Genomic DNA, 13,972 nt, shown 5'->3' with positions numbered 1-13,972 from the left:
GCGTCCACTGTGTTGGTTCTGAAACCACGAACAGCCCCGTTGTCGGGCCACGACAACGGTGCGGCTGAACAGTTTCATAGTGTTTCGGTGGTTATAGCGTGAGGGAAACGCCCGGTTACATTCCGAACCCGGAAGCTAAGCCTTACAGCGCCGATGGTACTGCAGGGGGGACCCTGTGGGAGAGTAGGACGCCGCCGAACAAATTGTGAGAAAACCCCCGGCCGGGGATACCGGTCCGGGGGTTTTCTGCGTTCAGATACCGTATCCGACATGAACTACAAGATCCGTCCCGTACGTGCCGACGAGTGGGTTGAGGCGAAGGCGCTGCGGCTTGTCGCATTGCAGGATCCGGCCGCGCATCTCGCCTTCCTGGAGACCTACGAGGAGGCGCTGGCTCACCCGGATTCCTTCTGGCGGGAACGTACGGCCGGCGGTGCCGAGGGTGCCTTGGGTGCGCAGCAGTTTATTGCCGAGGGGCCGGACGGTGAGTGGGTGGGGACACTGACCGTGCTGATCGAGGAGCCCGGGGCGACGGACTGGGCCGGCTTTCCGATCGAGCGGAGGCAGGGGCATGTCGTCGGGGTGTTCATACGGCCCGAGCTCCGGGGGATCGGTCTGACCGAGGTGCTCTTCGACGCCGGACTGGAGTGGGCGTGGGCGCGTGGCGTCGAGCGGGTGCGGTTGATCGTGCACGAGGAGAACGGGCGGGCTCAGGCCTTCTACCGCAGGGCGGGGTTCCTGCCCAGCGGGCGGACCGTGCCGCTGGCGACGAGCGCCGGTGGGCAGGAGCTGGAGCTGGAGTTCGTGCTGGAGCGCGACGCAAGCTGAGGCGCTACACCGGCAGTTCGTCGTGCGGCCAGCGGGCGCGGCCCTGTTCCCGGGAGCGGAGCAGGGCCAGCGTAGGCAGCCCCCGCTCCGTTCCGTTGGCCAGTAGCTCCGGGAGCTGGGGAAGTGGAGCCACGGCTGCGACGTCGTCGAGGACGAGCGTCAGTGGTGGGTCGAGGCGACCGGAGGATGACCGTTCGGCCATGTGCCGGCCGCGCTCGACCACGCTTGAGACGAGGGCCGTCAGAAGGGGCATCGCGCCTGGGTCGGTTCTGGGGTCCTCGATGGATTCACCCACCACATAAAGCGTGCCCCCTTCATGGACGAAGGAATCCAAGGCGAGGGCATCTGTTCGGTTGGGAGTGCAGGCCTCGCGGATGTTGACCGTGAAGAGGGCGGAGAGGGCTCGGCTGGTCAACTCCTGGGCCATGTCCCGGCGTTCGGGATGCGCGGTGAGCGCGGCCTCGAGTTCGCCCGCGGAGCCGGGAGCCGCCTTGGGATTCGTACGGAGGATGCGGACCGCGTCCTGGACCTGGGAGCCCTGGGACCAGCGGTGGACGTGGCGGGTGGTGCGGCCGTCGACGGCGGCGGCGTGCAGATAGCTGCGCAGGAGCGTTTCGGCTGTCGCTGACAGGGCCTGGTCGAGCTTGGCCGTCGGGCGGACCGGGGCGAGGAGCGCGGTGGCTCTGGCTGTTGCCGTCTGCTTGTCCTCGCAGCCGCTGGTGGGGGACCAGTGGAGGCGGGCAGGGGTGTCGCAGAGGTGGGCGGGGTCGTAGAGGAGGACGGGGCCCAGTTTTGATCGGGCGTCCTTTGTGTCCGTCCAGACCGCCGGGTTCGAGGTGATGACGAGGGCCGGGCCTTCCGCGTCGCGTACGGCCTGGGTTGCGGTGGCCTGGCGGCTCTCGCGTGGGGCCACCAGGATCTTTTCCTGTCCCCCCACCATGACCGGTTCGCCGGCGAACGGCGAGGTGGCGGGCTCGGGTGCGGGTGCCGCTTCCTGGCGGAGGTGAGTCGGTTCCGGTTGGGGTGGTGACGGCGGTGCTGCTCTTGGGGTCGGGACCTCGTGGTGGCCCGGAATCGGCTCGGGTGCGGGGCTCGTCGCGCGCGTGGGCGCCTCGAACGCGACGGCCTCTGCGGCTCGGCGCTTCTGGCGGACCGCTCGCCAGCGTACGAACGTTCCCATCGAGAACACGGTCAGGACGAACAGCACCATCAACTGGCCGATGAACAGGCCCCAGAACAGCCCGTATCCGGAGAGCTGGGCCTGGGGCGTCTCGGGCCAGGCGCCGGGGATGTCGTGCGGTTCGCCGATGAGGTGGCGCATGGCGAGAGGTGTGCGCGTGAAGGTGACGCCGTCCGGCCAGCTGTCCCTGGCGAACCAGCCCGCGAGACCCGTGGCCGACCACACGAGCAGGGTCATGCCGAGCAGGAAGGCGAGTATGCCGATCAGGAGCCCGTCCGGGATGCCGCCCCGGCCCTCCCTGCCTTCCCGCCTGTGGTCGTCCGGTCTCACCACGTCCAGCCTCCCGCTACGCCACCGTCGACTCGGACGGTCCCTCGAAGTCGCTCAGGTGCTGTTCCACGAAGGCGGCCGCGCGCTCCTCCGCCTCCAACTCGGCGGCGCGCATGGCGTCGAGGGTCAGGTCGCGCTCGGCGGACGACTCCGTCATGGCGCGGTCGGTGAAGACGAGTGGGCGTTCCGTCTCGGTGATGAGGTGTTTGACGACCTGGACGTTGCCGTTGACGTCCCACACCGCGATGCCGGGGGTGAGCGTGGGGATGATCTCCACGGCCCAGCGCGGCAGGCCCAGGACGCGTCCCGTGGCCCGCGCCTCGTCCGTCTTCTGGGCGTAGATCGTCCGCGTCGACGCCATCTTCAGGATCGCCGAGGCCTCCTTCGCCGCCGCCCCGTCGACCACGTCGGACAGGTGGTGGACCACCGCCACGAAGGACAGACCGAGCCGTCGGCCGAACTTCAGCAGCCGCTGGAACAGCTGCGCCACGAAGGGGCTGCTGATGATGTGCCAGGCCTCCTCGACCAGGAAGATGCGCTTCTTCCGGTCGGGGCGGATCCAGGTGTGTTCCAGCCATACGCCGACGATCGCCATCAGGATCGGCATGGCGATGGAGTTGCGGTCGATGTGGGACAAATCGAACACGATGAGGGGTGCGTCGAGGTCGATGCCGACCGTCGTCGGGCCGTCGAACATGCCGCGCAGGTCTCCGTCGACCAGGCGGTCCAGGACCAGCGCCACGTCCAGGCCCCACGCCCGCACGTCGTCTATGGCGACGTTCATCGCCTCGGCCGACTCCGGTTCGGGGTGCCGTAGCTGCTCGACGATGTCCGTGAGGACCGGCTGGCGTTCGACGATGGTCTCGTTGACGTAGGCGTGCGCGACCTTCAGGGCGAAGCCCGAGCGTTCGTCGAGGCCGTGGCCCATCGCCACCTCGATGATGGTGCGCAGGAGGGCCAGCTGGCCGGTGGTCGTGATCGCCGGGTCGAGGGGGTTGAGGCGGATTCCCATGTCCAGGGCGGCCATCGGGTCCAGGCGGATGGGGGTTATCCCCAGCTCCTGCGCGATCAGGTTCCATTCGCCGACGCCGTCCTCGCCCTGGGCGTCGAGGACGACGACCTGGCGGTCGCGGAAGCGCAGCTGGCGTAGGACGTACGTCTTCTCCAGGGCCGACTTGCCGTTGCCGGACTCGCCGAGGACCAGCCAGTGGGGGGCGGGCAGTTGCTGGCCGTAGAGCTGGAAGGGGTCGTAGATGTAGCCCTTGCCGGAGTAGACCTCGCGGCCGATGATGACGCCCGAGTCGCCGAGGCCGGGGGCGGCGGTCGGGAGGTAGACCGCCTGGGCCTGGCCCGTGGACGTGCGCACCGGCAGTCGGGTCGTCTCGACCTTTCCGAAGAGGAAGCCCGTGAAGGCGTCGGTGAGGACGGACATCGGATCCCGCATCAGAACTCAGCCCCTACCTTCGGATGCCGGTGGCGAACGGAAGCGTGTTCACGAAGGCGCGATGGTGCTCTCTGTCGCACCACTCCAGCTTCAGGTACGACTTTCCGGCCGACGCCCGGATGGTCCGCTTGTCGCGGGCCAGGGCTTCGGGATTGCGAGAGGAGACGGTGATGTAGCCGACGAGGTTCACGCCCGCGGCGCCGCTCGCGAGGTCCTCACCGCGCTGGTCCAGGCGGTTGTGGGCGGCGACGTCACGGGGGTCCACGGTGCGGTTCATCTTGGCGGCGCGGGAGGCCTCGGCCTCGTCGTTGGTCTTCTCGGTCAGCATGCGTTCGATGGCTACCTCGGTGGGTTCGAGATCCATCGTCACGGCGACCGTTCGGATGACGTCCGGGGTGTGGACCAGGAGCGGGGCCAGGAAGTTGACGCCCACCGGGGTCATCGGCCATTCCTTCACCCAGGCCGTGGCGTGGCACCAGGGAGCGCGGGTGCTGGATTCCCGGGTCTTGGCCTGGAGGAACGTGGGCTGCATGGCGTCGAGTTCGGCCGGCCAGGCGTTGCGCTTCGTCATCGCCTGGATGTGGTCGATCGGGTGGTCGGGGTCGTACATGGAGTGGATGAGGGAGGCGAGGCGGCCCTGGCCGAGGGGCTGCCGTACGCGGATGTCCGCCTCCTGGAGGCGGGAGCAGATGTCGGTGAGCTCGCGGGCCATGACGACCGCGAGACCCGCGTCCCGGTCCACCTTGCGGCCGCTCTGGGGGCGGGCCGCGCGTGCCATCGCCTGTGCCTCGGCCGCGAGGTCGCGGGTGAAGTGCATACAGGCGACGAGGTAGGCGCGGTGCTGTTCGCTGCTGGTCGACACCATCGACTGCAGTTGGTCGTACGAGCCCTGCAGCCATGCCGGTGCCTTCTCGTCGCCGCGTACGGAGACGTCCTTGGCGTGGGCGTCCGGGTCGGCGGGGAGGGTGCGGGCGAGCATCTGCAGGCGGGTGACGAAGCCGTCGCCGTTGGCCACGTGCTTGAGGAGGGTGCCGAAGCGGTCGACGAGGGCTTCCTGGTCCTCGGAGTCGCGCAGGCCGACGCCCGGCCCCTCGATCTCGATCGCGGCGGTCACCGTCCGCCGGTCGGCGTGGAGCAGGACGGCGATCTCGTCGGGCCCGAAGGGGGCGGCCAGCCAGGTGATGCGGCCGATCCCCGGCGGCGGCCCGATCTCGACCTCCCGCCCGTCGAGGTAGGTGCCGGCCTCGATGACGTTGCTGCGGTAGAGCGTGCCCTGCTTCAGGGTGCGCTTGTAACTGCGGTTGATCTCGAACCACTTGTAGAACGTGCGGTGCTTGTACGGCACGTAGACGACCGCCAGCGCGAGCAGCGGGAAGCCCATCAGCAGCACGATGCGCAGGGAGAGGACGGGGACCAGGAGCCCGCACATCATGCCGAGGAACGCGCCGCCGACGATGAGCGCGATCTCGCCGGACTCGCGGTTGCGGCCGACGATCGCGTTCGGCCGGGCGCGGCCGATGAGATACGTACGGCGGGGCGTGACCGGATGGGACAGGTGGGACTCGGTCGTCAACGCCCTTCACCTCCCGTGCTGCTGCTGTTGCGGTTGTTGCCGGCGTGCGGGGTGTTCACCGGGCTCGACGAACGGGGTGCGGGTGCGGCGGAGGGGACGGATCCGCCGGCACCGCCGTTCGAGGAACGGGTGCTGTGGGCGGCGACGCCGCCGCTGACCGGGTTGGACGGGCGGGGGCCGCCGCCGGAGGACGACTGGCCGCCGCCTCCGTTGTCGTTGGCGCGGGCGCTGTGGGTCTTGATGCCCTGCGCGACCATGGTCGCCGGGGAGCTGATGACCGCGGCGGCCTTGCCCTCGGCGCCCTGCATGATGCGGTTGTTGCGGCCGTTCGCGATCTCGTCGCCGAAGCCCGGGACGAAGCGGTAGATCATCGCGCTGGCGAAGATGGCGAGCAGGATGATCGCGAGTCCGGAGACGACCGCGGAGAAGGAGTTCGGGCCGTTGTCGGAGGAGAGGGCGCCCGCGAGGCCGAGCACGATCACGATGACCGGCTTCACCAGGATCACGGCGATCATGATGCCCGCCCAGCGGCGGACGTGGCCCCACAGGTTCTTGTCGACCAGGCCGGCGTAGACGACGGTGCCGAGGAGGGCGCCGACGTAGAGGAGCGCGGCGCGGATGACCAGCTCCAGCCAGAGGACGCCCGCGGCGAGGATGCTGACCAGGGACACGACGATCAGCATGATGGGGCCGCCGCCGATGTTCTCGCCCTTGTCGAGGGCGCCGGAGAACGTGCCGAAGAAGGTGTCCGTCTGGTTGCCGGTGGTCTTCGCGAGGACGTCGGTCACGCCGTCGGTCGCCGATACGACGGTGTAGAGGATCAGGGGCGTGAACGCGGACGCCAGGACCGTCAGCCAGAGGAACCCGATCGCCTCCGAGATGGCCGTCGTGAGGGGGACACCTCGGACGGCCCGCTTGGCCACGGCGAGCAGCCACAGCAGGAGGGTCAGGATCGTGGAGGCCGCGAAGACCACGGCGTACTGCTGCAGGAACTTGCTGTTGGTGAAGTCGACGTTCGCGGTCTCTTTGACGGCGTCACTGAGCTTGCCGATGGTCCAGGAGGCGGCGTCGGCGCAGCCCTTGGCCAGGGAGGAGAGGGGGTCGAGGGTGCCGGTGGGGTCGATGGACGGGCCGGTGCCGCTGCCTTTTGCGCCGCTGCCGCGTTCGCAGTAGTCCTTGGCGGGGCCGCGGATGAGGTCGCAGGGGTCGTTGCTCGTCGTCGGGTTGGGCGTGGGTGCGGCGAAGGCGCGGGTGGCCAACAGCACGGTGGTGGCTTGGACAGTGGCGACAGCGGCCGAGACCTTGAGGAAGCGGTGGTTAGCGCGCATAGGTGAAGCCTCCGTACTCCTCGACAGCCTTCGTCATGTCGTCGGCGGTGGAAGCCTTCTGGTCGCGCCCGACCGGCACGGGTCCGTCCTTCTGCTGGAAGTCGGTGACCTTCCAGTCGTTGTCGATCCACTTCAGCTGGTACGTCGTGGTGTACCAGCTCTCGGACACCGGGTTGGTCGAGGCCTCACCGGAGAGGCCGAAGAGCGATGTGTACCAAACCTCGACGGTGGCGGCGCTCTCGCTGAATGACGTGGCCTTGGTGCCCACCGGAACGACACGGGAGACGAATGTCTGGCCGTTCGGCGCCCTGCCGTCCTTGTCGAGGCCGATGTTGCTCAGGAACTTCTCGCTGGAGTAGGCGCTGTCGAGGTCTGCCTGCCGCGCGGTGGCGACATCGGGGGCGTATACGGTGTTGACGATGTCGTGCCGACTGGCGGCGTTGAACATGTCGGCCGAGCCCAGCGCGATCGAGTAGTTCGCAGCCGCGCTCTGTGCCCCCTGCTGGTCGTGCGCATACCCGGTCGAGATCCCGCCCGCCTTGGACTGCACCGGCTTCGTGCCGCTTGCTGCCGTTGTGGAGGCTTTCGGCCTGTCTCCGGCTCCGTCGGCCGAAGAGGAATCGTCTCCTCCGCGGTTCGCGAAGGCGATCGCTGCGATCAGCAGGACCACCACGCCGACCACCGTGATCAGGCTCCGGGACGACGACCGGCCGCCGCGCCGTGCGCCCCCGTACACGTCGCCGCCCGACTCGGGCAGTCGTGTTCGGGTCTGGCCCGTGCCGCCGTAACCGCCGGAGGCCTCGTGCTCGTCTCCGAGACTCATGCCGTGTACGCCCTCTCCAGCTCGTAGACATACGACGGTAGCCGTGCTGGTTCCCGCGCGGGCGCGGTGTGGTGACTCGACATCAGGGAAACGCAACCTCAGCCGGTGGGCACGACGGGCGGGTGGGTGGTGGGGGGCCGGGCGTGCCCGGAGCGGACGGGAGGACGCCTGCCGCAAACAGCCTGCTAGACAGCCATGCCGTACACGATGGTGAAGAGCGTGCCCAGGGAACCGATGATGAAGACTCCCGTAAGGCCGGCGATGATCAGGCCCTTGCCCTGTTCGGCGCTGAAGGTGTCGCGGAGCGCTGTCGCGCCGATGCGCTGCTTCGCTGCGCCCCAGACGGCGAGGCCGAGACAGAGCAGGATGGCGACCGCCATCACGACCTCGATCATCACCTTCGCCTCGTTGCCCAGGCTGCCGAAGGGGCCCCAGTCCGGAGCGATCCCGCCGATGATGGTGTTGATGTCTCCCTTGTCGGCCGCAAAGAGCATGTAAGTCACCGCCCCTGGTGGGTAGTTCTGCAGTCCCCCTGCGGGGGTGCAGAGGTCAGCTCATTCTCGCCGACAATGCTGCCGTCGTATGTCGACTTGGCGCCATTGCTTGGCAGGTTTCGTACGAATAGCACTTAGGTCACTCTGTGTATCACGGCATGTTACGCCGGGCAATGAGGCCTGAGCGGAACCCGTGGTGGGGTTCCGTCGTTGACCCCACTCATGACCTGGGCCGTTTCTGACGGGCTGGTCGAGGGAGCGGTCGTGCCGCTGTTCTCCGGGTGAAGGGTATCCCGGCACGGTGAATGGGCCGCAGCTGGTCGCCGGGGCCCGTTCGGTGACGGAGGGTCAGTCGGTCGGCCCATGGTGACCGGGGACGAAGACGTGGGGAAACGGGCCGCGGCCGGCTGCCGTGACCCGTTTCCCTTTCCGTGCCGCCGAGGAGACCCCACGTTCTCCTCACTTCGGGCGGCTCCCCGTGACCCGACGGGGAGGTCGTGCGGTGTGGTGCCGTGTGCTCAGCCGGTGAAGGCGCCGAGGCCCTCGGGGGTGCCCCAGCCGGTCGGGCCGTCGTAGCCCGACTTCGCGGTGCAGAAGTAGCTGGTGGAGCAGGAGCCGTTGCTGCCGCTGGTCACGTCGTTGAGGGCGGAGGTGCCGGCCGCGTTGTACGGGTACTGGGACGGGTAGTCGCCGCTGCCCGGGGTGCCCGCGAGGGCGTAGACCGACGCGATGAGCGGGGACGAGGCGCTGGTGCCGCCGTAGGTGTTCCAGCCGGTGCCGTCGGAGCCGTAGGAGTCGTAGACGGAGACGCCGGTGGCGGGGTCGGCGACGGCGGAGACGTCGGCGATCATGCGCTTGGTGCAGCCGGTGTCGGTCTGCCAGGTCGGCTTGGCGTCGACGGAGGAGCAGCCGGAGCCGGTGCCCTCGGTGCTGCTGGTGTTCCAGACGCTCTCGGTCCAGCCGCGGCTGTTGGAAGACGTCTTGAGGGCGGTGCCGCCGACCGCGGTGACGTACTTCGACGCGGCCGGGTATTCGGCGCCGTAGCCGCTGTCGCCGGCGCTGGCGGTGATGGCGACGCCCGGGTGGTTGTAGTACGAGGTGTCGTACGTGGTGTCGGAGGAGGACTCGGCGCCGCCGTAGCTGTTGGAGACGAACCCGGCGCCCAGCTTGACGGCCTCGTTCACCGCCGTGCCCAGGTTGGCGTCGCTCGCGGACTTCGCCTCCACGAGGAGGATGTTGCAGTTCGGGCAGGTCGCGCTGACCACGTCGAGGTCGAGGGAGATCTCACCGGCCCAGCCGCTGTCGGCGGAGGGGAGGGAGGTCGTCGAGCCGGTCTGGCTGACCTTCTTGAAGCAGCCGCCTGCGGTGGTGCAGGCCGGGAGGCCGTACTGGTCGCGGTAGGTCGCCAGGTCGGCTGCGGCGTTGGGGTCGTCGAAGGCGTCGACGACGGCGACGGTGTTGCCGGAGCCGTTCGAGGCGGCCGCGTCCGTCAGGCCGTAGGCGGACTGGATGTCCGAGGGGCCGTAGCCGGTCGGGGTGTCGGAGGCGGCGTTCGGCTTGACGGTCTTGGGTGTGCTGCCCTTGAGCGCGGCCTGCTTCTCCATGAAGGCGGTGGTGCCGCCGGTGACGCGGAGCGCGTTGCAGGCGGCGTAGCCCTTCTTCGGGGTCGCGGCGCATGCCTTCGTGTACTGCACGTGGGCCTTGGCGACCTGGGCGGCGATCGCCTTGGTGCTCACCTTGTGGGTGGCGGGGATCGCGTCGGTGGTGGCGGCGTTCGCGTGAACGGCGGTGCCGAATCCGGCGAGGGCGAGGGCCGCGGTGGCGGCGACTGCCGAGCCGATGCGGCGCCATCTGCCGGATATGTGGGGGGAGTTGGGGGTGGTCGTACGCAACGTACAGCCTCCTGGGCGTGGTGGGCAGAGGCCTGCGGTGGGGGGACTGCCGGAGGTGTCCGGCAGGGGCGGCGACCCGCGTAGACCATCGCTTGTTGAGTACGCGACAAACAAGACCGTTTCGGAATTCTGACTTCCGTATTACTGAAGGGGGTTGGGGCTTACCGATCAATGACGGGGCTGTGGAGGGGGGATGGGGGTGGCTTGACTTCGCCCACAGGCACGGGACAGGAAATGGACAGGGAGTGGGCAGGCGGTGGACAGGGTTACGCGCGTCACTCGCTCGCCTGTTGGTGCTCTGCCGTGCGCCGCCGTGCTTGCCGTAGAAGTGCCCGGCCATCACTCTGGGTGTCGTGATCCTTCCGAAGGTCCGGGACCCTCGCTTCGTGACGATCCGCCGCGGTGGGACTCTCACTGACGCGGATCACCGTCTCCTCGCTCTGTGGGCTGCCTCGTGTGCCGAGCACGTTCTCGGCCTCTTCGAGTCGGCCCGGCCCGGGGACCCGCGGCCGCGTCAGGCGATCGAGCACGCGCGGGCATGGGTGCGCGGCGAGGTCCGGATGATGCAGGCTCGCGCGGCGGGCGGCCATGCGATGGGGGCGGCCAGAGATCTGCGGGGGGCGGCACGCCATGCCGCGTACGCCGCCGGCCAGGCCGGGGCCGTCGCCCACGTCGCCGCTCACGAACTCGGCGCGGCCGCCTACGCGATCAAGGCGGCACGTGCGGCGGCACCGGGAGACGGGAGTGAGGCCGCGGGGCGACTGGAGTGTCAGTGGCAGCGCGATCAGCTCCCGGAGGCGATCCGAGAGCTCGTGCTTGATGACCAGCGGCTGCGCAACGACATCTGCTGGTCGGTGTTCGACTGCTGACTGTTGAAGCGGGCTTCAGCCGGCCTCTGCGAAGTGGTCGAACTCGCCCGCCCGTACGCCGAGTACGAAGGCGTTCCACTTGGCGCGGTCGGTGGTCACGGCGGTGTGCGGGGCGGCGGTGCTGTGGATGCGGACGGTGTCCTCGTCGCCGTAGGTGACCTGGAGCAGGGGGTGTATCGGGGGGTGCGTCGGGGGGTGCGGGTCGCGCGGTTCGTTTTTGAGCGCGGCGAGGAGGGTGTCGAAGGCGGCGGGGGTGGCCGTGAGTATGACGCCGGTCGGGTCGCCGGATTCGGTTATGTGGATGGTTTCGGGGGCGGCGGCGACGTGGACGCAGGACGCGCCTTCGGAGCAGTACGACGACTTCTGCCAGTTCATTCGGGGTGCCTCACAACTCTCGCATCAGGTTGGCGATGAGGGATCGGGTCTCATCCGGGCTCAGTGACACGGCGTCGATCCGGTCGAACAGCGTGCGGTACTTGTGCAACTGTGCTTCGGCGCCGAGGAACGCGAGGCCATGGGCCTGGTCGAGGTAGACGGTGTCCAGTTGGGGTACCGGACCGTGCGCATAGTGGATCGATTGCCCGGATCCCGGGTAGGCGCCGGCCTCGAAGGTGATGGCGCGCAGGGTGATGTGGTCGCGCTCGCTCATGTCGAGCAGGTGCTTCAGCTGCTGCCGGGTGGCCGTGGGTCCGCCGACCTTCATGCGCAGGGCGGCCTCGTGGACGATCGCCTCGTACGGGGTCGGGTCTTCCTCGCGGAAGAGGACCGCCTGTCGCTTGATGCGGAACGAGAGGCGGTGCTCGATGTCAGGCGGGGAGAGTTCGGTGACTGCCTGGCGGAAGATCTCGAGAGCGTACTCGCGCGTCTGGAGGAGGCCGGGGATACGGGCCGTGGTGGCGTCCCGCAACGACTGCGCGTGATGCTCCAGTTCGGCGAGGTCGGGGAGTGAGTCGGGCAGGAGCTCCCGGTACTGCTCCCACCAGCCGCGCGTGCGCTCGGAAGTCATCACGCTGAGCGCTTCGATGAGGGCCTTGTCGGAGCAGTCGTAGTGGCAGGCGATGGTGCGTACCCGCTCGGGGCTCACGCCGACGCGACCGGCCTCCATGTTGCTGACCTGTGCCTGCTTGATGCCCAGGAGTTGACCGGCCTCGGTGGAACTCAAGCCTGCACGCTCGCGCAGTTTCCGCAGCTCCGCACCGAAACGCAGTTGGCGACCCGTTGGGTTCCTCACGGGCTTGCCGCCTCCTTGTTGTCACTCACACGGATGACAGTGAAGAAGATTCCTGGATATTGGTTAATACCTTCACTGTGCGCCGCTACCTTACAACTGGGCCCAGAAGAACACCGCCCGACGGGGCGGCGCCGTCACTGGGTCACAGCCCAACTCCCCACAGTGATCGGAGACTTCCGATGGCCACCGTATCCCCGTCCTGGGCCTACACCCTCCAACTCCCGCACGACCCACGCGCCCCCGGCGTCGCCCGTGCCACCCTCCGTACCGTCCTCGCCGCCCACGGGCTCACCGAACTCGCGCCCACCGCCGAGCTGTTGGCCGCCGAGCTCCTGGCCAACGCCCATCGGCACACCCGTGGGCCCTACGCCCTCCGTGTCCTGCCGATGGAAACCGGGCGGCTCCGGGTGGCCGTATGGGACACCGACCCGAGGGTCCCGTCCGGGTTCGCGGACGGCGGTCCGCCGCCCGCGCTGCCGCCGCAGGACGCCGAGGGCGGACGTGGGCTGCACCTCGTGCGGGAGTGTGCGGACGCGGTCGGGGTTTCCGTGCTGCGGGAACTCGGCGCCTCGAAGGGCGGGAAGCTGCTGTGGGCCGAGTGTCAGTGGGGTGACCTATGGTGACGGTGTGTGCTCGTGGCGTGATGGAGGGGTGATGTGGTGAGGGCAGAACAGCAGGTCAGGAGGGTCGGCCGCGGATGCGAGGAGCGCGACGCGGAGGCGAGGGAGTCGACCGCACAGTACGGTGGATTCGACGTCGAGCGGGATGGTGGATCTCCCAACGCCCCCGCTCACGCAGCCGATGAGGCCGATGCCGATGAGGCCGAGGGACGGAGGTGGCGAGCCATGTCCGTGTCACCGAGTGGCCAGTCCGTACGGCGTCCCCGTCCCGGGAATCTGCGCGAGGCCGCCGAGACGATCGAGGCCGCGACGGGTCTGCGGGTGCAGATCAGGGGAGGAAGGCTCGTGACGTCCCCGACTTCGCGTGGCAAGCACGCGGGCGTGGTGAAGCGGCTGCGACGGCGGCTTGAGAGCGCCGTCCCGCCCGAAGGGCCGGACCTGGAGATCGTCACCGACGACCTTCCGGTGTACGGCGCCTCTCCCCGCGACCCTCGGCGAAAGAAGGGGCCATTCACGGAGAGATCTCAGTGAACGGCAGACCCTTTTCTCACCTTCATGGGACACAGTGGTGCCCGATGAAGCGCACCTCACGCATCAGCCGCCGCACAGCGACGCCCGTGTACGCCGCCGTCGTGCTGCTCGTGCCTGCCCTCACCTCCGCCTCCCTGGCGTCTGCCGACGACGGTCCCGGACCGTTCGGAGTGACCGCTGTCGCGGCTGTGAGCGCGCAGAGCGCGAGAGTCGGGGCGCTCTTCGGGGCCGAGCGAAGATCCTCCCTCGCGGGCGGACACTTCTGCACCGCCTCCGTCGTGCACAGCCCGAACCGCAATCTCGTCGTCACCGCGGCCCACTGCCTGGACGACATCGGCGACGGGGACGTCGTGTTCGTGCCCGGGTACCGCGACGGAAAGGCGCCGCACGGGGTGTGGACGGTCCGCAGGGCCTTCCTGCCCCATGGGTGGGCCAAGGGGCAGCACGAGGACAGTGACGTCGCCTTCGCCGTCCTCGGTGACAAGGGCGGCAAGGGCGTCGAGGACGTCGTCGGCGGGAACCGGTTCGTGGCCGGTGTGGCGACCGGGGCCACCGCCGTCACCGTCACCGGGTATCCCAGCTCCGGCGAGGTGCCCGTCAGCTGCACCAACAAACCGACCACGCACAGCCGTACGCAGCAGCGGATCGAGTGTCCCGGCCTCACGGGAGGCACCAGCGGCAGTCCCTGGGTCAACGGGGACCAGCAGGTCGTCGGGATCCTGGGCGGACACGAGCAGGGCGGGCTCACGCCCGACATCTCGTACAGCGTCGTGCTCGGCGCCGAGGCGGCGGAGCTGTACCGGGACGCCGCCGGCGATCCCTGATCCGG

At 69.0% G+C, this 13,972-nt stretch carries 14 protein-coding genes and 1 rRNA gene; 6 read left to right on the top strand and 9 right to left on the bottom strand.

The genetic code is table 11. The annotated features are described in order from the left end of the window. Positions 1 to 83 precede the first annotated feature (83 nt). Positions 84 to 200 (top strand): 5S ribosomal RNA (rrf, locus tag ACYUED_RS20265). Positions 201 to 270: 70 nt separating this feature from the next. Continuing rightward, a complete protein-coding gene (locus ACYUED_RS20260) occupies positions 271 to 828 on the top strand; it encodes a GNAT family N-acetyltransferase (protein ID WP_491293691.1) in 558 nt (185 codons plus the stop codon). Between the two features lie 4 nt (positions 829 to 832). On the opposite strand, the gene ACYUED_RS20255 is transcribed toward ACYUED_RS20260, so the two are convergent. From ACYUED_RS20255 to ACYUED_RS20225, 7 genes are all read right to left on the bottom strand, one after another. Continuing rightward, the gene (locus ACYUED_RS20255) at positions 833 to 2,338 is read right to left on the bottom strand and encodes a type IV secretory system conjugative DNA transfer family protein (RefSeq protein WP_491294339.1); all 1,506 of its coding nucleotides are present in this window, start codon (positions 2,336 to 2,338) and stop codon (positions 833 to 835) included. A gap of 16 nt (positions 2,339 to 2,354) precedes the next feature. Beyond that, a complete protein-coding gene (locus ACYUED_RS20250) occupies positions 2,355 to 3,782 on the bottom strand; it encodes an ATP-binding protein (RefSeq protein ID WP_491293690.1) in 1,428 nt (475 codons plus the stop codon). A gap of 13 nt (positions 3,783 to 3,795) precedes the next feature. Beyond that, positions 3,796 to 5,355, bottom strand: a complete 1,560-nt coding sequence (locus ACYUED_RS20245) for an SCO6880 family protein (protein WP_491293689.1) — start codon at positions 5,353 to 5,355, stop codon at positions 3,796 to 3,798. Continuing rightward, positions 5,352 to 6,683, bottom strand: a complete 1,332-nt coding sequence (locus ACYUED_RS20240; protein ID WP_491293688.1) for a hypothetical protein — start codon at positions 6,681 to 6,683, stop codon at positions 5,352 to 5,354. The genes ACYUED_RS20245 and ACYUED_RS20240 overlap by 4 nt, the downstream gene beginning before the upstream one ends. Then, positions 6,673 to 7,506 (bottom strand): DUF8175 domain-containg protein, encoded by an 834-nt coding sequence (locus tag ACYUED_RS20235; protein WP_491293687.1) that lies wholly within the window; start codon positions 7,504 to 7,506, stop codon positions 6,673 to 6,675. Before ACYUED_RS20235 ends, ACYUED_RS20240 begins: the two co-directional genes overlap by 11 nt. 185 nt (positions 7,507 to 7,691) lie before the next feature. After that, positions 7,692 to 8,000: a DUF8827 family protein gene (locus ACYUED_RS20230; RefSeq protein WP_016436843.1), complete on the bottom strand. Its 309-nt coding sequence runs from the start codon at positions 7,998 to 8,000 to the stop codon at positions 7,692 to 7,694. A 518-nt stretch (positions 8,001 to 8,518) separates the two neighbouring features. Continuing rightward, entirely contained in the window at positions 8,519 to 9,892 is a 1,374-nt protein-coding gene (locus ACYUED_RS20225; protein WP_491293686.1) for a S53 family peptidase, read from the bottom strand. 353 nt (positions 9,893 to 10,245) lie between these two features. On the opposite strand from ACYUED_RS20225, the gene ACYUED_RS20220 reads away from it, so the two are divergent. Then, a complete protein-coding gene (locus tag ACYUED_RS20220) occupies positions 10,246 to 10,761 on the top strand; it encodes a putative immunity protein (protein ID WP_491293685.1) in 516 nt (171 codons plus the stop codon). A 15-nt stretch (positions 10,762 to 10,776) separates the two neighbouring features. On the opposite strand, the gene ACYUED_RS20215 is transcribed toward ACYUED_RS20220, so the two are convergent. Further along, positions 10,777 to 11,136, bottom strand: a complete 360-nt coding sequence (locus ACYUED_RS20215; protein WP_491293684.1) for a DUF397 domain-containing protein — start codon at positions 11,134 to 11,136, stop codon at positions 10,777 to 10,779. 10 nt (positions 11,137 to 11,146) lie between these two features. Next, positions 11,147 to 11,941 carry a helix-turn-helix domain-containing protein gene (locus ACYUED_RS20210; protein WP_491294338.1) on the bottom strand — a complete coding sequence of 265 codons (795 nt, stop codon included), beginning with the start codon at positions 11,939 to 11,941 and terminating at the stop codon, positions 11,147 to 11,149. Positions 11,942 to 12,171: 230 nt separating this feature from the next. On the opposite strand from ACYUED_RS20210, the gene ACYUED_RS20205 reads away from it, so the two are divergent. From ACYUED_RS20205 to ACYUED_RS20195, 3 genes are all read left to right on the top strand, one after another. Continuing rightward, the gene (locus tag ACYUED_RS20205; protein WP_491293683.1) at positions 12,172 to 12,615 is read left to right on the top strand and encodes an ATP-binding protein; all 444 of its coding nucleotides are present in this window, start codon (positions 12,172 to 12,174) and stop codon (positions 12,613 to 12,615) included. Between the two features lie 222 nt (positions 12,616 to 12,837). Then, entirely contained in the window at positions 12,838 to 13,143 is a 306-nt protein-coding gene (locus ACYUED_RS20200) for a hypothetical protein (protein ID WP_491293682.1), read from the top strand. A 44-nt stretch (positions 13,144 to 13,187) separates the two neighbouring features. Beyond that, complete coding sequence (locus ACYUED_RS20195; RefSeq protein ID WP_491293681.1) at positions 13,188 to 13,967, top strand: trypsin-like serine peptidase; 780 nt, start codon at positions 13,188 to 13,190, stop codon at positions 13,965 to 13,967. Positions 13,968 to 13,972 lie beyond the last annotated feature (5 nt).

This window comes from Streptomyces sp. DF42, assembly GCF_058267695.1.
Note: the sequence above shows the minus strand (reverse complement) of the source record. Positions and strands in the feature narration are given on the sequence as shown.

Bases quoted from the DNA above. Each gene is read 5' to 3' on its own strand.
- ACYUED_RS20260 (WP_491293691.1), top strand. From the start codon at position 271: ATGAACTACAAGATCCGTCCCGTACGTGCCGACGAGTGGGTTGAGGCG.
- ACYUED_RS20250 (WP_491293690.1), bottom strand. From the start codon at position 3,782: ATGCGGGATCCGATGTCCGTCCTCACCGACGCCTTCACGGGCTTCCTC.
- ACYUED_RS20240 (WP_491293688.1), bottom strand. From the start codon at position 6,683: ATGCGCGCTAACCACCGCTTCCTCAAGGTCTCGGCCGCTGTCGCCACT.
- ACYUED_RS20235 (WP_491293687.1), bottom strand. From the start codon at position 7,506: ATGAGTCTCGGAGACGAGCACGAGGCCTCCGGCGGTTACGGCGGCACG.
- ACYUED_RS20230 (WP_016436843.1), bottom strand. From the start codon at position 8,000: ATGCTCTTTGCGGCCGACAAGGGAGACATCAACACCATCATCGGCGGG.
- ACYUED_RS20215 (WP_491293684.1), bottom strand. From the start codon at position 11,136: ATGAACTGGCAGAAGTCGTCGTACTGCTCCGAAGGCGCGTCCTGCGTC.
- ACYUED_RS20205 (WP_491293683.1), top strand. From the start codon at position 12,172: ATGGCCACCGTATCCCCGTCCTGGGCCTACACCCTCCAACTCCCGCAC.
- ACYUED_RS20200 (WP_491293682.1), top strand. From the start codon at position 12,838: ATGTCCGTGTCACCGAGTGGCCAGTCCGTACGGCGTCCCCGTCCCGGG.
- ACYUED_RS20195 (WP_491293681.1), top strand. From the start codon at position 13,188: ATGAAGCGCACCTCACGCATCAGCCGCCGCACAGCGACGCCCGTGTAC.